The sequence below is a fragment of the Filifactor villosus genome (assembly GCF_042652965.1).
Classification (GTDB): domain Bacteria; phylum Bacillota; class Clostridia; order Peptostreptococcales; family Filifactoraceae; genus Filifactor; species Filifactor villosus.
In genome coordinates this window covers 1-25,789 of record NZ_JBHSHL010000043.1, presented here as the reverse complement: position 1 = coordinate 25,789, position 25,789 = coordinate 1, and the positions used below count along the sequence as shown (strand labels likewise).

The window sequence follows — 25,789 nt, the reverse complement described above, 5'->3', positions numbered from 1 at the left end:
GAGGGAGTGGCTAAAATAACGGGCCGTTTTTCGATGAGATCCCTGGACCATTTTTCGCTTGACAAATACAATTCCGACGATTGCAAACAACTGCGTATCTGCTGTAATAAGCACACTATCCGATGCACAAAGGGCATTGATGGTCAAGATATTCAGTGATGGAGAAGTGTCTATCAGTATGTAGTCATACTGCTCTCGTATAGGTTCAAGGATGCTTGATAGGATTCGTTCACTTCCGGTTTCTGCTTTCATCTGCGTTTCTGTAACGGACAGATAAATGCTTGATGTAATAAAGTCTATGCCATCATAGGATAGGATATATCCCTTCGCCAAGTAGTTTTCTTCCTCTAATTCTGCCATTAACAGATGTCCTATCGTGCCTGCAAGTTCATTGGTATTTTCTATGCCAAAGCATCTTGTGAGATTCGCTTGCGGATCAAGGTCAATGACAAATACTTTTTTCCGAGTTCTTTTAATGAATATGCAAGGTTTAATGTTGTCGTTGTTTTACCAACTCCTCCTTTTCGATTGGCAACGGTGATAATTTCTGCCATATTCGACTCCTTTCTCTATTTGAGGTGTATTTTAAGGTATAAAAAATAGGGATACAGTGCCGAAAACTCCTTATTATCAAAGTTTTTTCTTTGTATCCCTATTATAACTCAAGCCCAGTATGGTTCTATTATAAGTACACAGGGTCAAAGTCTACCTATAATTTGAACAATCATTTACATTTCAGTATGGTTCTATTATAAGTCAACATCTTAGTTTCCCTATCCTATTTTGCGTTTCATTTACATTTCAGTATGGTTCTATCTCAAACTTCGCACATGGATTATCCTGTAAACACATTGGAACATCGATATCCGACTCCTCTTAGTTATCGAGATCCTGTCGCGGTATCGGCTCAAAAAACGATTTGATACACGCAGGGAGAGTATCTATAAACGTATGCAACAATTCTTCTATGTGTTCTTCACAAAGAGTAGTATGCTCGCGAAAAAGAGCCTCAAACATCTCAAGTAAATGTCGGAAGGCTTCGACCCATGTAATATCCGAAATTTCATCGTAAATCAATAGAAACAGCTCCCCCAACGAACGCTTATACTGATCTTCTCTTCTCTCGAGAGAAAGCATCATGTAGCGTACAAACACAACCGCCGTGTGAGCGGTCATGGCATCGTAAGACAAAGAGCGACATTCCTTGCCAAGTTTTAAGGAACTCTTACACACTTTAAAGAATACTTCGATGTCCCAACGCTTGCCATAGATATGGATGATCTCTTCTTCCTCTAAGGCGGTATCGGTAGAGATCAAACACAGATATTGGTTTCTCTTGTTTCGGTTACGAACGTATACCACTTTGGCAGGAAGAACTTCTCCATCTTTGACAACCTCAACATCCACAGAAAGTAGGTATCGGCTTCGACCTCTCCTCTTTTTGCTTTGCTCATAGATCTTGGTTAGAGGAAGATCTTGTCCTTGGTAGCAAAAGAACATCTTAGAACTCTTTCGTACCATGGCGATTACCTCATAGCCGATGGCTTTGACCGAATGAAGGCTGCTTGGAGAAGCGAAGAAGTTCAAGCATCACTTCGATTGCTTTTTGCATAGAACGTTTCCTTCTCTTGTATCCGAGGCTTCTCTTATCCATTTCCTGTGCTTCTCTGACTCGATTCTTCTTTTGTTGGGAGGAGAGAAGGGAGCAGTTGACAGGAAGAAACGTACTTCCATCGGACCATCCGAGGGTAAGCATACGAAAGCCGAAACAGTATCTGTGTTTTGAATGGTCAAAGGTTTTTGCAAGAAGTTCCACTTTTTGAGAGCGGTTTCTTTCCACCAAGGAATCATCCACGATCAGCACATTCACACGATCCTCCTTGTTCAAAGGGACAATGGCATTGCAGATGATGCGAGAAGCAACTAAGGTTGTAAAACGTATCCAGTGGATCTGAGAGCTCTTCATAAATCGGTAGAGGGTATCTTTCGCAAAGCTTGGAGTATGGCGTTCAGTGATCAAACTCATGTAGAGACTTCGGTTGGAGAAGGCAAGCAGGAACAGATATTCAAACACCGAGAGAACAGGGATCCCTTTTTTCTTGTAGGCGTTGGATGCTTTTAAGGCCGAGGAGATAGAAAAGTGCTTAAAAAATAATTGTACCGATCGGGAAATTCCGTTCTCTTTTTGGATGGTTTGTGTTATACTGCTGCTCATAGCATGATCCTCCTTTGTGTGTTGTTTTTGTTGTAATTCAATGATACCAAATAGGAAGGTTTCATGCTATTTTATTTTTGATTTTTATTGCTATTTCAAGCTTTTTTTCACTTTTTTATGTGCGAAGTTTGAGAAAATTAGATAAACGGCTCGATCTTAGAACCGATTAGGTGCCGTAAGAAGTCAAATAATTCATGTATACGGTATCTCAACAGAATCATCACATAGCCTTGCTGATGATTACATATGTGAAAAGCTGATTTTTCTCTCCATTTTCTTGAAATGATACAGCCTATCTTTAGATTAAATGATATTGCTGATTAACTCTCCGTCCGAATGTATATTTTCATCAGACCACGGTTCGCATCATACTCTGCCTCTACAACATAAATCTCATCATATTTTCCCAGCCTAATAACTCGGATTCGTTTTGCTTTTGTCATCCTGTACTCTTCCACGCTCATAGTAAAGAGTTTTAACTTTTCTCGTGCCCTTGTCTTCTCTTCTTGAGATAAGTTCTTGCCTAACAGAATTTCTTCAAGGAGAAGAATCTCTTCTCTATTCTCTTCATAAACGCAAGAGGGGATGATGGTCTCTGAACTGATGTTACGAAACAACTTCTGTGCTTGAGCGGAGTTTTTTTCTCCCGGTAAATATAAGTCTGGCTGTTTGATACAATCCAATACCGTTTGATAATATTGAAGCTCCTTCATATTTTCAGTAGCATAGATTTCTTCAACCAAGTCCATCTTCTTCTGTTCATCGACACAAGAAGCTTCTTTCTCAAAATAAGCCCTTAAATGCTCTTTAGACAACTCAAAAATCTCTTTATCAATATTGTATCCTACTCCCGAACAGACTTCATCTCCGCCATCAAATACATAGCAGTTATATCCGTACCTGTCCCAAATCCGTTTTCGAAAACACCTTCCTAGTCTCTGGAACAGTCCATTGACATCAGAGAGTTCTGTAATAAGTACATCGAAATCAATATCCAAAGATGCTTCTGCAATAGAATTGGTAATCCAAATCCCCTTCTTATCATTAGGAAGGCCGTCTTTATTAAACAATTTTCCGAATTCTAAAATAGACGTTTCTTTTTCCAATCGATCCCTGTATATAAATTTTGCATGAAACAGATTCAGTTCTCTGTCAAGAGTCGGTTGTATGTTGAGTTCATACTCATCCAACTTCATCAAATCAAGAAGTTCCTCATATAGCAATTGGCATTGTTTGACCGTATTACATATTACCAAAACTCTATTTCCCTTATATTTTTCCATGATAAAAGAACTCTTGATCTCTTCTTTCCTCCACTCAATACTATGACGTATCTTCTGCGAATCAACGAAGGGCTTTTCGGGCATTCCAAACTGAAGTCCCGACTTCACCATAAGTTCTTTTAGAAAGCCGGGGAAAGTAGCTGTTAAAATTGCAAATTTTCCCCCTAGGTCCTGTACCATTTTCAAACCACAAATCAAATAACCTATCAACTCAGGACCATACATCTGGATTTCATCAATGATAATCTTTGAATAGGATAAGGTAGCAAGTTTAGCCTCATAACCTCTATATCTGAATACAGCCGGAAACAATTGATCCAATGTACAGACCGTAAGAGGCAACGAGAGTTGTCTTGTACTGGTATTGTAGTTATTCCAATCAATCACTGTATCTATCCTATTGTTTGCTTCCATCTCCTCTTTCAGTTCCAAGTATTTTCCCTTGGTTTCGCTGTGAAGAAGACCTACACGACTGTCTATGCTCTCATTATCCAAAATGTCTTCTCTGATCCTTCTATAGATTGCATTGATGGCGGTTCGGATAGGCAAGGTGAAAAAACCCTTGTTATCTCCTATCCACCACAATCCCGCCTCTGTCTTTCCCATTCCCGTCTGAGCCAAAACCACAAGATTTTTGTCCCGGTGAGCCTTCATATAGAGTTGAAGTTCATTCCAATCGGGTTCCGACCTTCCTTCTTTTTCGGCTTGAATCTTTACCTTCTTCATAAAGTTCTCAAGTCCCTTTTCCAAAAAGTCATTGGGATTTTCAACAGGGATATGTGCACTCGCCGCATAATCGATTCTATTTAAAAAGCCTTTCAATAAAACAAAATTTAAGAGCTGCTCTCTCTCCTTATATTCTACAAATCTTGAGATATAATCTTCTCTAAAGCAAAGTTTTGAGGGAATTGTGATTTTTTCATACTTGAAGTCTTTAACTACCTCTTCAAGAATCGGAATTTCTTTGGAAACAAGATCATCCAGTTCCTCTATCTGATCTAAGCTCTCTCTATCGTGATGATAATAGACACAGGAGAAAAGAAGCTTGATCTCTTCTTTCGAAAATTTCTTTACCAAAGCCCTGCCATCCAAAAATAAAGTACTGAGGATCCCATGAGGGATATCCTTATTGGATACCTTCTTATTTCTAATCTTGTCTTGAAAACTTGGGTTCATTTTTCCCAAATCGTGATACAGACAAGCAAGCTCCAGTAGCTCCCAGTTTACTTTGCAAGAAGGGTACAGAAGTTTCAATCTTCTGTACTCCTCAAACAAACAGTCCGTATGTTCTTGAATGCTCTCCTCTTGAAAAGACTTTGCCAAAAACATTTTTTCTCCCATGCCCTACCTCCTTTTCTATGCCAAAAGAACAAATTCTCCGTCTTCATCGCTCAACAAATCATAATCCATACTTGCATATATATGCGATGTGTAGAGTACTTCCACCCTGTTCCATACCCGAATATACTTCGGTGTTTTGGAATTTCCGTAATTTAGCAAAGAATAATCTTTATTCAACAAAAATCTGGTTCCTCTTGCTGAAACCCCTGATTTCGGCTTGCTCCGATGAATAGATTCTCCCAAATAGCTGAACTCCAAAATTTCGTCCTTGCCTCCGGTGGTCTTGTAATACTTCAATGGCACATAGGCATAGTAGTGATGATCTTGCATATATTTGTTTTCATCCAACTCCTTTTCACAGATTTGTGTCCTCTTTACTTCTGTAATCAGAGCCAAATCTTCTCTTCTGCCCAGAGAAGGATATTCCCATGGATTTAAAAAAGCACGATAAATCTCTTCCACTCTCTCTTGCTCCGTCGGACAAATATGAATCAAGAGCTCTACCTGAGACAAAAGCTCCGCAGTTGCAATCCCCTGCCCTATCCCGAACCCATCCGCATTCAGTTGATGCCTGGAGGGATTAAATTCCGTACCATTCTTAAATTCATACCTCGTATAAAGATCATTTACTTTGGATATATATTTCCCTTGGATACTGATTTGCATATCGACATAATTCTCATATCGGCACAGGTTGTGTACCATTCCTATTACAGTCGAATAGGGTGGAAGAGGATAAGATTCCTTCAACTGGAAACTCGTAGGCTTCTTATAATTTGTCAAATCTTGAAAAAGGCGAACTTTAATGGCCTTCATAGTAATCACGAACCTCTCCCTTTAACAGTTCAAAAAACTCAGGCATAGTAACTGACTTCAACTTGCTCTTAATCTCTTCATCATTGATGAACTTCCCTGAAATCAAAGCACTGTGTGTATGCTGTTTGATCTGTTCAAACATCACATTCTTGATGGAATCGACATCCAACTTTTTATCCTTTACATCTACAACATTGTGAAAAAACGGATTCTTAGTGTCATATACTCCACCTATGATAAACAGAGGTTTCAAATCCTCTCTCCGTCCTCTGATATCTCGATACAACAGAGAAATGGTATCGAGCAGCCTGCATACTCTTCTCGATCTTTCTTGATTCGGAAGTTCAATCTCATCAACCTGATCCGTTCCTATTTGGTCCAGATCCGCTGTCAAAGTATAGCGATAATAGGATTTATGAATTTCGGACTGTGCAATATTCATATTTTCGTTCATTCTATCCGCCAGACCTTTATTTGTCAGGAAATCCAAATCTCCCTTGTAAGTTTCCAGAGAAATCGCATGGGATAGCCTTACTTTCGCAGAACGTTTTCTTCCTCCGGTACCGGATTCTGTCTTTAAATAACCAAAGAAGTCGATTTCGGGATAATCCTTGATGGTTGCATCCTTTTTGAACTGGATCACCTTTTTGTCTCCCTTTCCTTCTGCACCCACCTCTGCAAGAGGTTCTCCAAGTTGCTCCACCATATTATATCTGAGTGCTTGTCGGGAGATGTAGGAGTATTGTTCCCCGTTGTTTCTCGCCACTTTTTTAAGGGAAGCGACATTGCCCACCGACTCTCCGTAGTTTGCACTTTCCGCCTCAAAAATCACCGTAACTGTCAATCCTTTGGGACTTAATTGATTATTCATTACCCTTTCCTCCTTCAGCTTCATTTTCTTCTTTATTTCCGGAATAACCGATCATACCTGAAATAAAAGCATATCCGATATTCTTAAATTCCAAATCCTTGTCCAAGTATTGTGCAAAAATGGAGGGAACCTCCTTTTGTACATACATATGAGCATTGATCATCACATCCATAAATGCATGTTTATTGTTCGTTTTAAGTGCATTCAGCATCCGATAGGCAATGCCGTCCAGCTTTCTGTTGTACTTAGACTGAGTCCTACCTTCTTCCTGCGAAGTATCATAGCTTCTCTGTAGATGATGACCGTGAGATTTTGCTATCTGTATAATATCCTTTTCTCCCTTTTCCATGTATCCCGCCTCCTCTAAAAAATAAACATTGATTTTTAAGACATCCCTTACCGTAGCCATACTGTAAGACTTCTCGGGCATAGACAGCTTATAGTGCATTAATTTTTGTATAAGCAGAAATTGATTTTCATTATTTAATAGCCTTTTCATAACTTCATTATAAAGATACAAGGTATGTTTTCCCTCCGCAAAAGAAACATTGCGTATCCTATCAAACTCTTTTTTAGACTTCTGAACTGTAAGTAAAACAGACTTGCTTAAAATATTAAAAGTGTAGTGAACACTCTTCTTATCTTGATCACGCTCAAACCTTACCAGCTGAACATCCGATAGTTCATAGGCAGAATTTTCATTGAACTCCTTGTCCATCTGTCTTTGCAATGCTTGATAAATCAAAGTTTTGCTTTCGGAGGAGGACATCACATCTTTTTTTATGCGGTTGTTGATCCTTCTGAGTTCCTCCAAATCCATAGAATAATTGACAAAAACACCCCTGTTATATAGATAAGAAAAACCGGCAGGAACACAAGCGTACACCAATCTACATATCGGACAAATCGCAACGTAATTATTAAAATCCCAAACATGAGAGGTTTTTTTCCCTATATCAAATCCAATTTTATTCATAAAACCCATACCATTCTTTAAATTCTTTATATTAGATGAACAGGTCATACATTGATATTTAAATTTCTTTTTTTCTTCTTGTGAAACTTCAATATACTCTTTTAAGGGATTCACAAAGTAATTCTCCATTTCATCATACATATCAGGATTTTTGTTTTGAGTATTCATAAAACTAATTCCTTCCCATGCATTTTTGATAATCGAATACATCGTGTTTTTCCCACCGACATACTTTCTTACATCCTTTCGTTCAAAGAAGTTTATGACTTCTCCAAGCAGATCCATCTGAAGTCGAACCTCATCTAGCTTATCATAGATGTTCTCCTTTTTTTTCAGTGAGATCTTCTTCAACTCCTTCTCTTTTTTTAAAGGATCAAACTCGCAGTCGATCAAAGGATAGGCACTTACATAGCTGTCACTCTTCAAGTATTTCTTTGTCTGTTCGATTTGAAGGTTGAGTTTTTGTAAGCTTGAACCATTGAAGTCTTTAAATTTCGAACTGATGTGATTGTCCAAAAAGTCTTTGAATGAGGTGATTCGATAAATGGAAAAGGTCTTTTCATATATGTCAATAAAATAACGAAAATATTTTTCCGAAAATCCGTCCAGACTTGAAACGGGAAATCTCAATTCATCCTGCGAAAGTATAATCTCTTCATCCTCCCCTTTATAAGTAAGAATGTTATATAGGCCCAAGATTCCACAGTTAAAAAGCCAATCCGAGTTTTTTACCGTTATGGTGTTCTCCATTTTTTCACCTCCTTTATATGGATGAGAGCATACTAAAACCTGTACTTTTCAGCGAACCTGCTCCCGCCTTATAAAAATAATCCAAGATATACGGTTTCGCCTTCATCTCAAAGATGCAGAGATTGGACAACACCTCTATTCCATAATGCTTTACCTTAACCTCCTTGTTTTTTATAAGAGAGATATCGATCTGATCTGCGTCATACCTTGCTTCAGGAATACTATCTAACAGCTGGTATTTCAGATTCTCCACAAAAATTTTTCTACCCTCCTCGGAGTTCAAACTGTGAAACCAATCTCGATTTGTTTCCTTGTTATGCTCTCTTACTACGCAAGGCGAAAGTGCTTTAAATACTGCCTTGTCTTCACGAAAAGTCGTCTCTCGTTTGAGTTCTATCCTCTGGATCTTCATTCCGACATCTTTATAGACATACTCCTTCTTCCGTCCTCGAATCATAGCATTGTAGAACTGGATTCCCGTCAATAAATCGTAGGTAGAAAAATTCAGAAAAATCCTTTTGCTCGGTATCCTTATCGTATCTCTCAAGAATTCGCAATGTTCCATATACAAGGAAAACGTGAAATCCTTACGCTTAGTTCCCCCCTCCACATACAATGATTCAAAAAAACTTTCATCACTCTCCTCAAAATAATGTTTCATAAAAGAAAGTATCATCCTGTTTTTGTCCTTCGGAATCTCCGCCTTATTCAAAGAAACTAAAACCTGATATCTCATCTTTTTCCTCCCTTCATGATCCCCATTTTGCAATCTGGAATTTTGTTATGATAATAATATCTCGTATACAAAAAAGAATCAATACTAATTCTCCAGTGTAGTTATATTGTGTATTTTGACATAACAACCCCCTTCTCACTATAATAAATGAATCCTTTACATCTTCAACTTTTCCGTTACAACATACTGTATTCCCGGTTATCTCCTATCACTTATTGTTCTACTGAAAATATACACTTTGCAGAATCTACAGGAATACAGATCAATTATATCTTGCATATAACCACCACTAATAGAAACATTCCGTAATATAAAGATATATTTATATTGTATTTCTCTAACCATAATAGAATCATACTGAAAAGGGTTATGACACTACAATCATAACCCTTATTTTTTCCTTCTGCAACAAATGTATTATCATAAGAAAACCTTGTTCAAATGAAAGAGACTTTTCCTTTGAATTTATACCATATAAACGTTCGTTCGATTAATCTATTCAAAAATTTTTCCATCGGTATAAGGAAATACCGCACAAATATGAAATCTTGATTTTTCTATTGATTTGCAAGAAATGAAACTTTGTCAAATCAACACTTTAGAAAAATTCAATACTTATATATAAGTAATTTTACGATGATTCTTTGAATTATACGGTGTCTCCATAATACCGGTATTCTTCTCTCAAACTTATACCATATTACTACGGCGGCATATTGATGTTCGTCCTTATTTGGCATCCTAGCCATAATACAGATGTGCTAACCGGATATGAAATGAATATCAATATGTCAATATACTACTGCATTTTTCTTTTTCTGTTTGCTCTTCTCCTCACAAAATACAACAGGACAATAAGGAGGGGCACAAGAAATTTCTTCATCCTCTTCCTCCACAGAAGATGGGGTTTTGTGCCCAACAAGATGCGGAGATCTTCTTGAGGAAGCTGTTGCGAAAAAGCTGTGTAACCACTTTCTTCCTTCTTAAATTTCATACTGCTGTCGACGATATATGGATGACTCTTTGGAGGTATGAGATTGACCGTGAGGTTCTCAAAGGATTTCCAATACTTCGCGGGATGAAGCAGATATTCTATCTCGTGAGTATCCTCCCTCGTGTCGGTATGGCTCGTGGTAGGATATTCGATAATAACGGTCTTTGTTTCGTTGGGAGCAAAGGAGATCCCGTATTGAAGAAGGATTGCCTTCTTGGAGCCGGTGAACCGTCTTATAAGCTCCTCCGCTACCAAGACCTTTTCCCCCTCGAGATACTGCATCAGTTCCGTACAGAACTCCCTCCAAAAGGTATCGCCAAGATCGTTCTCCAGCTGCCATCTATTACTCAGCTCTTCCTTCCACTTCTTTCTGAAATAGGTCTCCAAGAACTTCTCCGCATCCTCTTCGTAGGGAACGAAACTGCCCGCCTCTCCCAAATCTCTGTCTTCTTCGGGCCCCCAACTCTTAAGCTCCGCCTTCAGGAGGTTGATCTCCTTTCCGAAGGAGACGAGGAAGATGTCGTCGCTGTCCGTCGCAAAAGATATCTCCATCTTCGTACCTTGGAAGCCTTCTCTATGCGTGGGTCCAATCGCCAGGACCTTTGTCTCGGGAGCAAGGATCCCCGTGACGACGATCTGCGCTTTTTCCCGAGGTATCGTTTTCGCCGGTATAAAGCGATAGATCCTGACCCCGTTTTTCTTGAAAAACTCTCCCGGTGTATTTTCCTTCCTCGCTTTCAACTGTCGGATCATCTCCTCAATGGAATGGTCCTTGCTTTCATACCCGTCATAGTAGTTTGCCGTCAGAAAGGTGAACGGGATCGGAGTCTCTTCGTCCTTGATATGGATCCTGTCCTCAGCCAGGAAGGGGATGGCCCTTTCCATATCTTCCACAAAGGGAAAGACCATATCGACCTTTTGAGGAGAAGCTGAGGTGTTCTCCATTTCATACTTCACGTACACCGATGCAAAAAGGTTGGGATAACGATATCCGTAAACCTCTATTTCCTCTCCCTTTTCAAAATCAAAGGTCAGTTCTTCGCTGTTTATCCGTATCGGGCTGTCTTCTTTCAGGACGATATGCTCAACCCCTGTCCCGCCCTCAAAATAGATCTGAGCTGAATTTGCATGGGTATTTCCGGGTAATGCTCCGACTGCTCCCGCCAGTACAAAGGCGGCGATTTTCTTCCATCGTTTCATCTTCTTCACCTCTTAGCACTCTTTCATCGTCTTTCGTTCTTCTACCTCCATTATATCACAAAAAAAATCCTGTACGAAATCATCCGACTCCATACAGGATTACACTGTCTGTTTATGCTATTATCTATTAAAGGATTATACGGTCGTGAAGTTTAAATTCCACAATCATTCAAAACGTTTCCGGTAAATATACAATTCTGTTTACTTGATCTTTTAAGCGGAGAATAGCATAAACATGCGAAAATCAATATCCTCTGTCCAGGTTGACGACGTTTTTAAGCTCCTGACCATCCTTCAACCTTCTCAGGTTCTCGTAGATGAGTTCAAAGCGTCTGTCGTTCATCGCCTCACTGATCCAAGTCGTATGCGGATAGAGATAGACCTGCTCCATCTCCCACAGAGGGCTGTCTTCAGGCAGAGGCTCGACCTCAAACACATCAAGTGCCGCTCCGGCTATCCTCCCTTCCCGGAGAACTTCTACCAAATCCGCCTCCTTGACCAAAGGTCCTCTGGATACATTGATAAAGTTTGCATGTGCAGGAAGAAGAGAGAGTTTCTCCTTATCCAGAAAATATCTTGTGCTGTCTGTGAGCGGAAGGACACAGATTAGATAATCCGCCTTCGGAAAGATCTCTTTATATTGCTCCAAAGGATACACCTCGTCGAAATACTCCTGAGCTGTTCCCTTTGTGTTCATACCTATCACCCTCATGCCAAACCCTTGAAGCCTCTTTGCTCCTTCCGTGGAGATTGTACCCGTCCCGAGAAAGATAACGCTCTTACCGTAGAGCTCCGTCAAAGTAAAGTCCTGTTTCCACCTTTTCTCCTCCTGCTGTTTCATCAGTTTGCGATTGTTCTTCGCAAACTGAAGAAGATTGAAGACGATGAACTCTCCCATCGGGATGGAGTAGCCCCCCTTGTTGTTGGTCAAAACAATCTTCTTCTGTCTGATTTTGTCCTTGGGTACAAAATCAAAACCTATGCTTGTGAGTTGCAGGAGTTTTAAGTGCTCAAACTTATCCATATCAATCTTATAAAAGGGGTCAAAGCACACATATGCATCGACATCATAGGGAAAGTCCTCCTCCCTGATGGTTTTTTCGTCAATCACTTGAATCTCATATCCCAACTCTCTTAACTTATCGAATTTTTCCTTGCCGTAATCTACAGAAAACAACGCCTTCATATTCTTCCTCCTGTTATTGTCCTTATGGGTTTTCTATCCGTATAAACTTTATTTCCCTTATCTTCATTCATACCTGTTCAAACCCTTCTTCAAACAATTGTATAACCAAGATCCCATACTGAAATAGAACGGAAAAACACCGCCTTCTTACGAAACGGCGGTGTCTCCCTATCTACACATTATCTACTTTCAAAAGAGCAGGGCTCATTTTGACATTTTATTCCATTACCCCTTACAGCACCTTGGGATCGGTTTTAGATCCTGCGACGCTTGCACCACCCTCAAACCTGATAAAATCGAGCTCACGTCCCCTTCAATCGGGCAATGGTTCTCATGATGGAAGCCTACTTGAGGATCCCCATGTCTTTTCCGACTTTTTCAAATATTTCAACTGCTTTATCCAACTGCTCTTCCGAGTGACCTGCGGTAACCATACAACGAACTCTTGCCGTTCCCTTAGGTACGGTCGGGAACAAAATGGGACTGACAAACAAACCGTTTTCAAAAAGTTTCTTAGAAAACTCGCCGGTCAAAGCCTCATCTCCTATGATGACCGGAGTAATCGGTGTTTCGCTGTTTCCGATATCGTATCCGAGCTTTGAGATTTTGTCCTTGAAATATCTCGCATTCTTCCAAAGCTTGTCCGTATATTCGGTGCTCTCCTTGAGCATCGTAATCGCTTCGATACAGGAGCCTACCGCCGAAGGAGTCATCCCCGTCGAAAATAGGAAGGGTCTTCCTCTATTCTTGAGCCAGTCGATGGTCACCTTCTTGCCGGCAACATAGCCCCCTACAACTCCAATCGCCTTGGACAATGTACCTATGGTAAAATCTACCCTTCCGTGAAGATCGAAGTGATCCACCGTTCCTCTTCCGGAGTTGCCCAGTACCCCGCTGGAGTGAGCATCATCGACGTAGGTCATGCAGTTGTACTTTTCGGCAAGCTCTACGATCTCCGGCAGTTTGGCAATATCTCCATCCATCGAAAACACCCCGTCAGTAATAATCAGGACATTGGTGTACTGATCTCTGCTCTCCTTGAGGATACGCTCCAAGTCCTCCATATCGGAATGCTTGAAGGTCATTTTTTTCGCCTTGGAAAGACGTGCTCCGTCGATGATGGATGCGTGGTTCAACTCATCGGATAAGATGAGGTCTCCCGCTTCAGTCACCGCTTGAATGGTTCCCGCATTGCAGTTAAAACCGGATTGAAAAACCAGTACCGCCTCTTCCTTCTTGAACTCCGCCAACAGCTTTTCCAACTCGTCGTGGATGGTCATGTTTCCGATGATCGGACGAACCGCTCCGGCACCCGCACCATACTTGTCGATAGCACGTTTCGCAGCTTCTTTCAGCCTCGGATGATTAGAAAAACCCAAATAGTTGTTGGACGAAAGGTTGATGACCTTTTTTCCGTCCAGGACGATCTCCGCCTCATTGGGCCCGTCAATTGAACGAACCTCCTTATAAAGACCGGTTTCCTTAAGCTCGTCCACCTTTTTCTTCAACTGTTCCATATCGTGTACAGACATCATAAACCTCCTTCGGTTCTTACAAATACTTAACTCTGCCCTCCTCTCATACCATCATCCGTTTGACCTGACTTCTCCCGCCTTTGAAGTGTATGATCATCCGAACCTTTTCGGAATGATCTATTCTATGGCCCGACATTTCAAGCGGAGGATAATATGAAAGAGGATTCTGCATTTATACATCCTTTGGAGATCCCCCTTCCTCAGCGGAAAAAGCGATCTTCCTCCATATCGATATTTCGCAGGACAGCCTTTGCCCTGTATAAACCTATGCTAATACCTCACAACCGTGAGATCTCGATTTTTCTATGAATTTGCAAAAATGAAATTTTGTCAATTCAATACCTCTAAGGGAAGAGAGCAACCTCCCTGTCTCCCTCCGAGTTCATAAAATACGAACGTCTCTCGTACCATGGTTTTCAAGAATTTCATCCCTCATATAAAATCGATTTTAGGCTGATTTTTTTGCATTATGCGGTGTTTCCCTATTTCAATTTCAAGCTCAATTTTTCGATCATATCTTCGGTCATGGCCGCGATATCATAGTCCGGATTCCAGCCCCACTCTTCTCTTGCAGCAGAATCGTCCAAAGAGCTAGGCCAAGAATCGGCGATCGCCTGCTTAATCGGATCTACCTCGTAACCGAAGTCGAAGTCGGGGATATGTTTCTTGATCTCTGCGGCGATGTCCTCCGGTGCAAAGCTCATCGCTGTGATATTAAAGGCGTTGCGATGTACCAGTTTCTCAGGATCCGCCTCCAAAAGCGTACGGATCGATTTCAAAGCATCGGGCATATACATCATATCCATCCTTGTCCCTTCTTCGAGGAAGCAACGATATTTCTTATTTTTGATCGCCTCATAGAAGATGTCTACCGCGTAGTCCGTCGTTCCTCCGCCCGGAAGGGCCTTGTAAGAGATCAGACCCGGAAAACGGACTCCTCTTGTGTCGACACCGAACCTTCTGTGGTAGTAGTCGCACAAGAGCTCGCCTGCCACCTTGGTCACCCCGTACATCGTCGTGGGTCTCTGGATCGTATCCTGAGGAACCATCTCCTTGGGTGTCGAAGGTCCAAAGGCCGCAATAGAACTGGGAGTAAACACGGCGATCTTCTTCTCCCTTGCGATCTCAAGAATATTATACAGACCGTTCATATTGATATTGTACGCAAACTGCGGCTTATGTTCCGCAACGGCGGACAAAATAGCTGCAAGATGAACAATCTGATCGATCCCGTGCTTATCGCAAAGTTCTGCTATCCTGTTTGCGTCAAGTACGTTCGCGACTTCGTATACACCGCTTTCCCTGACTTCCTCGGGACAGTCCTCTTCAATCGAACTTGCGATTACCCTGTCGTTTCCATAATGTCTCCTAAGTTCCATGACCAGTTCGGTTCCGATCTGCCCAAGACTTCCTGTGATCAATATCTTTTTCATAGCTTGCCTCCATCTGTTCGTCATAAGCGTACACTCTACTTATAAAAACGTTATTTTTACAGACTTATTATATCATCTTTTTTTCTTCTTCGCACTCTAAAATTTAAAGAAAACTTAAACTTCCTTGGAAAACCACTCCTACACACACTTTCAGAGTATAAGGTTGAATACAAAAATATCTAATACTATTTTCCAATATCCAATAGAAGTATGGATATATCTATTTTTCAACCCACGAAACATCGGTCTATCTTCTATGGTCACAGATTGTTTATATCTATAACTCAAAAGAAGAATAGTATTATACTGCTGCAATATCATATAATTCCAAAAAAGAAACCCCGTCTTTAAAAACGGGGACTTCTTTATGCACGTTCCATAATCCAGAGAAAGTGCTTTTGTTCTTCTTCTATAATCTTATCCAAAACAGGGTAGTGTTCCTCGCGGATCAAGGCTCTTAACTCATACAACATCAGGATCGTTTCCTTCTCCATCCGCAGAGCATGCTTGACCCCTTCCTCCATCGTCGTGATCGTCTTACTCAAATCAAGCACGAGAAGAGTGTCTTTAATCAGCTGATTCAGATACGCTTCCCTCTCTTCGGAGAGTTTGGGCAAACCTTCTACGAGAAGACTCTCTCGAAGCTCTTTATAAATGCGGTAATGCTCCTGCTCCTGTCCCGCCAGATCAAAAAACAGGGACTTCAGTTCTTCCGTCTGTGCCTGCTCCATCAGTCTTCGATACATCTCATCTCCCAAATGCTCGATCTTCATCATCAGATCCACGATATGCTCTATCAGCAAGTTCATCTTCCAATCATCCTTTCCTATTTCTCCAATTCCTACTATTGTACCCTATTTAGTCTTAAATTTCCATCCATATCTTATAGGAAGTTGATATTTATTTCCAAAAAATCGCCCTTCACAGTTCTTCATCCTCCAAAGCGCTCTTATAGGGGAAGCCCTGTGCAAAGATATAAAATCACCTTTCCACTGTTTTAAAAAACACAGAGAGCCTGTCAAATGCAGACACTAGTATAATGGCGCATCGAAATCCATTGTAATTCGAACTTTTATATGAACTCTTTTGGTTCATAACCAAGACAGAGAACAAAGATAACTATCTGTATATCAATACACTAGAGAAGATGTTCATCCGAAAAATAAATTCCTTTCCTCATTAGATTATGCGCTCTTACCTAAAAACTACCTCAATCGAAACTTCACAACTCTATACTCATTTTTTATCTTCTAAAGAAGTCCCGTCAAAACCTGCATCCCAATACTTGTAAGGGTGATACACACCCAGCATACGAAGCCGACCAAAATCGCATTTCCTCCTGTTTTGATCAGTTTAACAAGGTCGGTGTTCAAACCGATCGCCGCCATAGCCATCGTGATCATAAACTTGCTCAGATACTTTGTCTTGGAGAGAAGCTCCTTGGGGATGGGAAGAAATCCCGTGATGATCGATGCCAGAACAAACAGCAGGATGAAGTTCGGCACCAGCTTGTAGAACTTCAACTTCTGTGTGCTGTCGCTGTTTTTTTTGCCCTCGTAGATCGACAATATCAGGGTAATCGGGATAATGGCAAGGGTCCTCGTCAACTTGACAACGGTCGCCACTTCCAAGGCGGAGGAGTTGTGAAGGGCATCCCAAGCCGAGGCTGCCGCCGTTACCGAAGAGGTGTCGTTGATCGCGGTTCCCGCAAAGATGCCGAAACCCTCATTCGTAAAACCGATGAGAGAGCCCAACGTCGGAAACAGAAGAGCCGCCATCACATTGAAGAGGAAGATGACCGAGATCGCCTTGGCTATTTCGTCATCCTGTGCCCGGATCACGGGAGCGGTCGCAGCGATTGCAGAACCTCCGCAGATTGACGATCCCACTCCCACAAGAATACCCGTGTTACGATTGAGTTTGAGAAACCTTGTCAAAAGATACGCAACAATCAGCGCGACACTGATGGTTGATAAAATGATCGGCAACGACTGTTTGCCGCTTTGTAAGATTTGATGGATATTCATCCCGAAACCGAGCAGGACAACCGAATACTGCAATATCTTCTTGCTTGTAAAGGCGATCCCCTCTTTGAAGAGTTCTCTCTTTTTGAAATACGGCGACAACAACATCGCCGTCAATATCGCAAATACAGGAGCTCCCACTACGGGGAATCTGGTTCCCGGATACAAAGCAAGCCCTGCGATCAAAAAACAAATAAGTATTCCCGGTATTTTTTTCATTTCTGCCTCCTTAGTATGTCTTACCTATGTAAGGGTTAAAGTTCTTCTCCTCTTGTAAGAAGGGAGAGAATCCTCTAATACTATTTTTCAATAGAAGTGTGGATATATCTATTTTTCGATGACGAAAAACTATGTTGTCTTCTATGGGTCACAGATTGTTTATATCCACTGTTCAAAAGAATAGTAGTATAAATTGTTTGCTGCGACAAAAGACGATATTTATCTTACGAAGAGAGAAAGTCGATTTGCATTCTCCAAACCTAACTTGTTTATTATAACATATCTCATGCAGGCAGTAACAAAAATCGTTCAAAGCTGAAACGGAACCCGCCTTTCTTTCCTCTGCTTGTTTTTAGATAACTGAAAGGCTATCTTTTTTTGAGACTGTGAATAGTAAATCAATTTTATACCAAGGATAAAATTCTTAAAAATATTGATTGACAGATCTTCATATTTCATAAAACCGGAGAACAATCAAAAACTTACCTTTGCACGACGTTTCCCTAATAAATAACAGTGTAATGGCACTCTGAAATTGATAATACCTCTGACATTGATAGGACTTCTTTGGATTTATAGCGAAGATACACGACAAAGTTAAATACCGATAATTAATACAATAGTACAAGTACAGATATGCCACTATTTTATCAAAGCATAGTATTGAGTTATCGTACTATGCTTCTCCAACTGAAAAAGAGCTACTAAAATGCAGTCCTTTTCTCGATATCGACTCAACCTTCCTCCTTGTGCCATTTCCGCAACTTTACGGGAACATACTCTCAAGCAGACGCAGACCCGAAGGTGTTTGAAACAAATTCCCCTTCACATTTTCACTGTACATATGAGAAATATTGCCTTCTGCCGCATTGACCAGAAAATCGGCCTCCAACAGGATGCGGTAGTCCAAACCATCCACTCCCGTATAGGTGTGATGGTGTTCGACAAGGTAGACCACCCTCTCGACCAGATCCTCCTGTGCCCCCGCCTCTTTCAAAAAAGCTCGGGCAAGCGCTCCGCCTTCCTTTTCCTGAAGTTTCCCGTTTGTGCTTCCGTATTTTTCACGGCAGAGAGGGCAGGCGATATCATGGATGATGGCCGCGACCTCAAGAATCTTCTGTGTTTTTTGATCGAGCCCTTCCCGTTCTCCTATCGTCTTTGCCAGAGCATAAACCTTCATAAAGTGGTTGATATCCGTCAGATTTCCCTCGGAATACAGAATCATTTTCTCCATTACTTGCGAAACCGTCATCTTTCTTTCCTCCTTTACAGATTGTATCTTATTGTACCAAGAGAAAGGTCTTTCGTAAAGCTGTAGAACCATAGAAGCATATCCCTGAAATACACACGCTCCAAACATCGCAAGCCACAAAATCTTTTGTAAAATTACAGGATTGAAGTACTCTTATCTGTCTAAACCATTGATATCGATGACCTGCACTCTGCCGATAATGAAATGTTTTTCTGTATCTGCGGGATCTGTCGCTTCCGAATTTCACGCTATTTATTCATTCGAACTATTGCTATCAGAGATTTGTACTCCAGAGGAGATGAAACGAATTTTCGTGATCGCAGAACAGAGATGACCAAACTTCTATCAGAGAACAATGCTGATCGGTCAAGCACTTCAAACACTGCCTTTCACAAAATAGGCTGCAAAATTTTCGTCAAAGAACAGCACTGATCAAACGTTCGCCTCTCCTCTTCGTTCTTTGTCCTATGTAGATAAAAAGCGATAAGTCCCGAAATAAGAACCTTATCGCCTTAATTTTCCTAAAAAAATACCGGACAAGGATAGATCCTGCCCATTATATTGTTTTGCCAAGCACAACGATCTCTCATACTATTCTCCAATAAAAGCATGGATATATCCTTTTTTTAACTTATGAAAAATCGGTTTATCTTCTATGGTCACATATTATTTATATCCACAACCCAAAGGAAGAATAGTATCAAAACGAATGTGTTTACGATTTTTGATTTGCTTGTCAAACACGTTTCACTCTGTTCTTTTGAATTTTATGCCACTTCCCTGATGAGCAATATACCGTTATACTAAGGAAGTTGGCACACAAAGACAAAACATGATTTCCCTGTTGTTTGGAAAGGAATCGAAATTTTTTCCAAACAACACCTTCGAGAGTATGCTTGACCAAAATTTAATTTCTTCTGCTTTTTCGAATTATGTGGTATTTCCCTAATTGAGTTGCAGAGACTTCTTCGCTTCCATCAGTGCATCTACGACAAAATCGGCATTTACCACTTCGATGCCCTCGATAATACTGTCTTCGGAAACATTGTTGTGTTGCATACAAGCCGAGCAGACCGCAATCTTTCCTCCCGCTTCAAGAAAGGCCGGCAAAAGTTCAGCGATTGGCTTAAAAGGCGCTCCGACATCGATCTTGTCCGCGTATCCCGCAGACGCAAGATGAACTGCATCCGACAGCAGGACCAAGGTCGTTGCATGTCCCTTCTGTGCCGCCTTCAAACCCATTGTAAATGCGATGGTAACATTGTTGGAATCCTTTTCGTGTGCCGTTAACGTAATCAATAAATCGATCGTTCTCATGATGACCTCCTGTTTTTTCAATTGAAATTCTTTATCTATACACATACCCTCTTGACCGGGCTTTAATCACAGCAGGAAGGATTTTCCGCGAGAACAGCTCACCATTCAAAAAACGGAATACATTCTTGAATATATCGGTCTAAATATATGAAACCATAGGAAGATCGGATGTTCTCCGTTTGAAATGACAGGTATACAGAACATATTATTACCAAAAAATAATTTGAAAGATGATCTGCTGCAAAGCGCTCAATCTGTCAATGCTAATAGATAATCAGATGTTCTCCCTTTTGCTATATATGCCCGAATCTCTGCAATAGCAAGGACTTTCCGTTCCTGATAAAGGTCATCACGGAGAAGAAAAACAGAAGGACGATCCCCGCCAAAAGAAGTATGGGAATAAAAGGATATTCGGAAAATGCAGCTCCCTCCTTGGCATAGATGCCGAAGAAGGCCCAAGCGGTACCTAGGGGAGTTACCGGATTTTTGAGCCAAATTTGAAGAAGAGCCACGAGCAAGAGCACAAAGACAATAGTGATTATGACCCAAACATCCTGATGAAGACCCATGCCGTTCCATCCTATTTTTACAAAAAACGCATAGAGGTTGACAACACTTGCTATGCTGATCCAACCGGTGTGAAGTCCAAAAGCAACGGGAAGAATCGGATTGAGAACTGCTCTTGTTTTTACCAAACTGATCCCTATAACGACAAGCGAAAGCCAGTACCCTACGATCATAACAAAGGAGAACCCTATCCATCCCAAACCGAAGACAATGTTCCAAATGATATTGAAGGCAAACAGAGCCCGGAGAGGAACAATCAGCTTCTCCAATGCGAAAGATCGGGGACCCTTGTCAGAAGAGATTTTTATCATATAAAGGATCGCGACAAACAGCAAAATATAGATGACTCCCCATATCGAAAAAGCAAAACCCGCAGGAGTGATCGGAGTATGATAGAGGCTCGAGATCTCTTTTTGGGGAGAAAGTCCGGGAATCTTTCCGGTAGCGGTCAAATAATTGATCAGGATGACAACAAAGAATAAAACAAGACTGAATTTTGTAGATGTTTTTCGGTTCATAGCAAGTTCTCCTTTATGTTTTTGATTTGAAACAACTATACTGGTACTATACCCTTTGTGATTAAATTCGAAACATTTTGAAAAAAGGAGAGTTGTTCGATGGATGCTGTCAATCGAACGGCTTCTATCGACAGAAACCTCAATGTGCACCCTCTTCTTTGAAAGTCTAAATTTTGTAGACCTGACCGATCACATATGTGAGGAATTGATTCTCCGACTTTGATATGAATTCTTTCGGTTTATAACCGAGATAAGAAATAAGGCTAAATATCAATATGCCAGTATACCAGACAATGCAACAGGTAATAGCATTACACCGAGAATAATTTACACATTCCTTTGTAGGGATTTTCTAATCTTCAGTCCATATCCTTGCCAGCGATCCCGAGGATAATGTACTTCTTAAACAAGACGGCGAGAAAAACGGGAGGGAGCATGGCAAGAAGTCCCGAAGCCGCCGTGATCCCGTAACGCACACTGTCCTTGGATACAAACTCCGATACAGCAACCGAGATTGGCTTGGAAACTGCATTGGACGCCAAGATAAGCGGGATCTGGAATTGATTCCACGCCATGATAAACACGATTAGAAACACCGAGAACATCATCGAACGCGAAAGCGGCAACAAAAGATGGAAGAAGATCTGAAGTCGGCTCGCCCCGTCGATCCGTCCCGCCTCTTCGATCTCGGCGGGGATACTTTCAAAGTGGATCGACAACAGCCAAGTTCCGAGAGGAAGGAAGGCGGTAACGTAGATGACGCTGATCCAGAACAGGTTATTCAAAAGACGAAGACTTGCAAATATCTTGTACAGCGGGGTGATCGTCATAAAAACCGGAATCGCCATGGTAAAAATCAAAACCTTCTTCACAGCCTCCTTCCCCCCAAACTCCATTTTTGTAAGTACATACGCGGACAAGGTACACAGCGGAAGTCCCACGCCTATGGTGTAAGCGGCAAGATTGATGGAATTGATCATCGCCTGATAGAAGATCTTCGAATCGCTGTTTCCGCTCTGAAAGAGTCGGGCATAGTTCTCAAAAGTCATTTCACCGGGCAGGAAGGATCCCGTCGACTTGAACATTTCATATTCGGGAGTCAGGCTCAGGACCAACGCCCACAGGATGGGGACTGCCGACAGAAGAGCGATGCCTATCAACACAAGAATATAGATGATGTTATACCTTTGTTTTTTCAACCTTCTTCCCTCCCGTCAAATTGCTGATATGCACAAAACCTATCCAACCCGAAAACAACATGATCAAATATACCAAAGCGCTCCCCTTACCGAAGTCCAGAAAACTGAAGGTCGTCAGATAGTTTTCGATAAGAAGGGTCTTGGTGAGGTCCCGATATCCGCTCAAGGCCACGATCTCATCAAAAACATTGACCGCCTGCAATACACTTGTTGCAAAGACAATCTTGAACGAAGAGGATATCATAGGAATAACGATATGAAAAATCTCTCTTATCTTATTTGCTCCATCCATTCTGGCCGCTTCCAATGTACTCTTGGGAATCGATTGGATGGCGGCCAAGAACACAATCGAACAGAAGGGCACATGACGCCACACCGTGATAAAAGAAATGATACCCAAAGCTACAAAACGATTCCCCAACCATTGATAAGGCTCTTCGATCATGTGAAGGTTCAACAATATCCTATTTGCCAATCCGTTTCCGGAATAAAAAATAAACCTCCACAAAATTCCGTTGATGATACCCGGAAGAGCCCATGGAACGATTGAAAGGGCAAGGAGAAAACCACTTGCCTTCGTCTTCCTGCTCAAGGCGAGACCCACCGCAAAGCCCACAATAATACAAAAACCTACAACGAGAACCAGAACAAAGGCACTGTTTGAAAACGCATGCCAAAATCCATTGGACGATAAAATTTTGAGATAGTTCTCAACCCCTATAAAGGCATATTCTGCCGGTTTGGTCAAATTCATCCTGTGCAGACTGTACCAAAAAGTGACCAGTATCGGATAAAATACCAGAGCTCCCATAACTATAATCATGGGAGAAAGTAAAAGATAGGGGGTGTATTTTTTTCGTTCCATAAGAGTTCCAACCTTTTTTCTTATATTTTGCAAGAAAATCTCAAGACGCTTAAATTGTTAAACATCTTGAGATATCTTCAGTACCAATCTTTATATCCGAAGGGAAACACCCTCTTTGAGGGGATGTCCTTCCTCGCTTTTTGGGATTGAAGCCTTCCTTTCCATCCAAAGAGAAGGCTTTGCCCCTTTTTTATTTCAATAATTCTTTGATCTTTGCATCCATCGCATTGAAGGCTTCCTCCGGCGTAGCATTGCCCGTTACCATCGAGTTGATGTTGTTGTACATCGCATTGCTCATCTCGGAATAATATGCGGGAATTCCTGTTGTGAAGGGTGATATGATCAATTTGGCCTGCTCAAGCATAGCTCCGGAATTTTTGATCGTTCCGTCATCGATCAACTGTTGCAATACCGTATTTCTCGTGGGAATCGTGTTGTTGGTCCCGTTCAGTTTTACCTGCATTTGTGCAGAAGTATACCACTTGACGAACTTCTCCGCAGCCTCTTTGTTTTTGGAGAGTTTGGAGATCCCGATTGCTTCGGGCAACGCATAGGTCTTATCGGAAGTAGCCGTTCTTCCCGGAAGAAGGATCGGAACAACCTGACCGACTACAGTGGATTCTTTCTCATCGTTGACTCGGGATACAAAGGAAGTCGGTCCTACCATGAATGCCGCTTCTCCCGCAGTGATCTTGCGATAAGCGTCCATTCCCGAACCGCTTTGGTTTGCAGGATCAATCAGCTCATCTTTTACCATTTGATCAACAAAGGTCAGTGCATCGAGCATGCTGTCCTTGTTCAAGGTCCCGTCTTCATTGAACACAACACCGTTTCTCGACAGAGCCATCCACACCATCGAAGTCGTCGCGGACTCATCCGCATTCATCGGCATGGTGATCGGGTATTTGACAATGCCCTTTTCCTTCAAAGCCTTAGCCGCTGCAATGACTTCATCCCAAGTTTTTGGTTCTGAAGTGATACCCGCCTTCTCAAACATATCCTTGTTGTAATAAGCAATTCTATAGTCATTCGCATAGGGTACGGCAAGTACCTTTCCATCTATAACGAAGGGGGCGATGGAAGGCATATCGGCGATCTCTTCTTCCGACAATGTGATGGGTTCAAGCCAGTCCGCTGCATGGAACTCTCCTGCCCAAGACCAGTCCACTTCAACGACATCGGCAGCAGCCTCTCCGCCCACCGCTGCAGTCGAGATCTTATTTCTGATATCGTCCCAGCCTACCGTGTTAACGTTTACCTTAATCCCCGTTTCCTTCTCGAACTCTGCAAGAAGTTCCTCGTTGGGGACACCCCAATCCGGAATCATAAAGCTGATCTCCTTCTCTTGCGCTTCTTGCGTCTGTGTTGTTTCCGCAGGCTCCGATGCCGGTTGCTCCGCTTTTTGTCCGCACCCTGCTACGAGAAGAGCCGTCATGGCAAGGGGTAATAACATCTTTGTAAATCTTTTCATCCTTTTCTCCTTATCCTCTCTTATTTGTATGCTCCAAAACCTCATCGGGCCTGTATTACTTGTGAAGGCCAAACAACTCCTACAAAGAAGCTGCTTATCCGCGTATCGGCACACCGTCTTCTCATACAATCCCCATTTTCAAACCGTCATATCAAATAAGTTTTTTCCACAAGCGGATATTTGAAACTTATGATATTTCCGGTGCATTGATACATTAAAGTCAGAATCCTTCCATCAACCGCTCCGCCTTACAACGAAGGTGTAGAATACGTTTGCCGATCCCAATCGATTAGATAGACATAGACTTACAATCGGATAACAGCATTTTGTCAACACAAAGAACAAAGCGGACACTGAACACCCGAGAACCTTATCCGCTTCGTCTCTGTTTTGACTGCAAGGGACCTGCTCTGTGAAGAAGTTTGAAAACCTCCCTTTGAACGTCCCCTAAAATGCCGCTCGTTCTTCCGAACACACCAAATCCATCTCATCTCTTTAAGATCCTACTGTTTTTACAGCAGGATCGAAAAAGGAAAGTATGCTCTGAAGCCTTCCTTTGCTTGAGCCCTCACATAAAAAGTTGAACCCTGAAATTTCAATTGCATACATATATTTATTTTATAATAGCATAGATAATAAGATTTATCAATATATACTTGGTTCGGGCTTTTAAAAAAGTCTTCCTACTGCTTTAAAGCAATACCGAATCATTGCAAAGGTCAACCCGGGAGTTTGACAGTTTAAAAGGGAAAAAATCACTATAAGCATTCTAAATGCTTTATTTTTTTGTCAAATTTTATAATTTATTATTGCGTAATGTCTCGTAATGTGTTATAATACAATGAATAGGAAAGGAGGTCGCCATGCGTTTGAAAGTTTCCGAATCTAAAAATGCAAAATCTCTCTACGTCATTAAATCGGTTTATAATCCGAAAACAAAATCCAATACTTCTAGAGCGTGTCTACACAAATTAAACAAGGCATCTTAACCATAAAACGATCGATGCCAAATGAACTGCTC

At 41.4% G+C, this 25,789-nt stretch carries 19 protein-coding genes and 1 pseudogene; all 20 read right to left on the bottom strand.

All coding sequences use genetic code 11. The features are described 5' to 3' along the window. Window positions 1-554 (bottom strand): annotated as a pseudogene (locus ACFO4R_RS09475) (ParA family protein); the annotation flags it as partial. A gap of 322 nt (window positions 555-876) precedes the next feature. Beyond that, a complete protein-coding gene (locus ACFO4R_RS09470; RefSeq protein ID WP_379788859.1) occupies window positions 877-1,521 on the bottom strand; it encodes an IS4 family transposase in 645 nt (214 codons plus the stop codon). Window positions 1,522-1,531: 10 nt separating this feature from the next. Beyond that, window positions 1,532-2,215 carry a transposase gene (locus ACFO4R_RS09465; RefSeq protein WP_379788858.1) on the bottom strand — a complete coding sequence of 228 codons (684 nt, stop codon included), beginning with the start codon at window positions 2,213-2,215 and terminating at the stop codon, window positions 1,532-1,534. Between the two features lie 320 nt (window positions 2,216-2,535). Next, entirely contained in the window at window positions 2,536-4,839 is a 2,304-nt protein-coding gene (gene cas3, locus ACFO4R_RS09460) for a CRISPR-associated helicase Cas3' (RefSeq protein WP_379788856.1), read from the bottom strand. Window positions 4,840-4,854: 15 nt separating this feature from the next. After that, a complete protein-coding gene (gene cas5, locus ACFO4R_RS09455; RefSeq protein WP_379788855.1) occupies window positions 4,855-5,655 on the bottom strand; it encodes a CRISPR-associated protein Cas5 in 801 nt (266 codons plus the stop codon). Beyond that, window positions 5,642-6,526, bottom strand: a complete 885-nt coding sequence (gene cas7i / locus ACFO4R_RS09450) for a type I-B CRISPR-associated protein Cas7/Cst2/DevR (protein ID WP_379788854.1) — start codon at window positions 6,524-6,526, stop codon at window positions 5,642-5,644. The genes cas5 and cas7i overlap by 14 nt, the downstream gene beginning before the upstream one ends. Further along, complete coding sequence (gene cas8a1 / locus ACFO4R_RS09445; protein WP_379788853.1) at window positions 6,519-8,252, bottom strand: type I-B CRISPR-associated protein Cas8b1/Cst1; 1,734 nt, start codon at window positions 8,250-8,252, stop codon at window positions 6,519-6,521. The genes cas7i and cas8a1 overlap by 8 nt, the downstream gene beginning before the upstream one ends. Window positions 8,253-8,265: 13 nt before the next feature. Then, complete coding sequence (gene cas6, locus ACFO4R_RS09440; protein WP_379788852.1) at window positions 8,266-8,988, bottom strand: CRISPR-associated endoribonuclease Cas6; 723 nt, start codon at window positions 8,986-8,988, stop codon at window positions 8,266-8,268. Between the two features lie 799 nt (window positions 8,989-9,787). Then, window positions 9,788-11,182, bottom strand: a complete 1,395-nt coding sequence (locus ACFO4R_RS09435) for a hypothetical protein (protein ID WP_379788851.1) — start codon at window positions 11,180-11,182, stop codon at window positions 9,788-9,790. A 244-nt stretch (window positions 11,183-11,426) separates the two neighbouring features. After that, the gene (locus ACFO4R_RS09430) at window positions 11,427-12,368 is read right to left on the bottom strand and encodes a phosphoglycerate dehydrogenase (protein WP_379788850.1); all 942 of its coding nucleotides are present in this window, start codon (window positions 12,366-12,368) and stop codon (window positions 11,427-11,429) included. 344 nt (window positions 12,369-12,712) lie between these two features. Continuing rightward, a complete protein-coding gene (locus tag ACFO4R_RS09425) occupies window positions 12,713-13,900 on the bottom strand; it encodes a glycine C-acetyltransferase (RefSeq protein ID WP_379788849.1) in 1,188 nt (395 codons plus the stop codon). Window positions 13,901-14,385: 485 nt separating this feature from the next. Further along, the gene (locus ACFO4R_RS09420) at window positions 14,386-15,336 is read right to left on the bottom strand and encodes an L-threonine 3-dehydrogenase (protein ID WP_379788848.1); all 951 of its coding nucleotides are present in this window, start codon (window positions 15,334-15,336) and stop codon (window positions 14,386-14,388) included. Between the two features lie 365 nt (window positions 15,337-15,701). Beyond that, window positions 15,702-16,145: a ferritin family protein gene (locus ACFO4R_RS09415; RefSeq protein WP_379788847.1), complete on the bottom strand. Its 444-nt coding sequence runs from the start codon at window positions 16,143-16,145 to the stop codon at window positions 15,702-15,704. A 441-nt stretch (window positions 16,146-16,586) separates the two neighbouring features. After that, window positions 16,587-17,579 carry a YeiH family protein gene (locus tag ACFO4R_RS09410; protein ID WP_379788846.1) on the bottom strand — a complete coding sequence of 331 codons (993 nt, stop codon included), beginning with the start codon at window positions 17,577-17,579 and terminating at the stop codon, window positions 16,587-16,589. Between the two features lie 766 nt (window positions 17,580-18,345). Continuing rightward, window positions 18,346-18,831 (bottom strand): HD domain-containing protein, encoded by a 486-nt coding sequence (locus ACFO4R_RS09405; RefSeq protein WP_379788845.1) that lies wholly within the window; start codon window positions 18,829-18,831, stop codon window positions 18,346-18,348. A 945-nt stretch (window positions 18,832-19,776) separates the two neighbouring features. Continuing rightward, window positions 19,777-20,148 (bottom strand): DsrE family protein, encoded by a 372-nt coding sequence (locus tag ACFO4R_RS09400; protein ID WP_379788844.1) that lies wholly within the window; start codon window positions 20,146-20,148, stop codon window positions 19,777-19,779. Between the two features lie 293 nt (window positions 20,149-20,441). Beyond that, window positions 20,442-21,233, bottom strand: a complete 792-nt coding sequence (locus tag ACFO4R_RS09395) for a TspO/MBR family protein (protein ID WP_379788843.1) — start codon at window positions 21,231-21,233, stop codon at window positions 20,442-20,444. A 359-nt stretch (window positions 21,234-21,592) separates the two neighbouring features. Then, window positions 21,593-22,432 carry a carbohydrate ABC transporter permease gene (locus tag ACFO4R_RS09390; RefSeq protein WP_379788842.1) on the bottom strand — a complete coding sequence of 280 codons (840 nt, stop codon included), beginning with the start codon at window positions 22,430-22,432 and terminating at the stop codon, window positions 21,593-21,595. Next, complete coding sequence (locus ACFO4R_RS09385) at window positions 22,413-23,297, bottom strand: carbohydrate ABC transporter permease (protein WP_379788841.1); 885 nt, start codon at window positions 23,295-23,297, stop codon at window positions 22,413-22,415. Before ACFO4R_RS09385 ends, ACFO4R_RS09390 begins: the two co-directional genes overlap by 20 nt. 190 nt (window positions 23,298-23,487) lie before the next feature. Continuing rightward, entirely contained in the window at window positions 23,488-24,768 is a 1,281-nt protein-coding gene (locus tag ACFO4R_RS09380) for a sugar ABC transporter substrate-binding protein (protein WP_379788840.1), read from the bottom strand. Window positions 24,769-25,789: the final 1,021 nt, after the last annotated feature.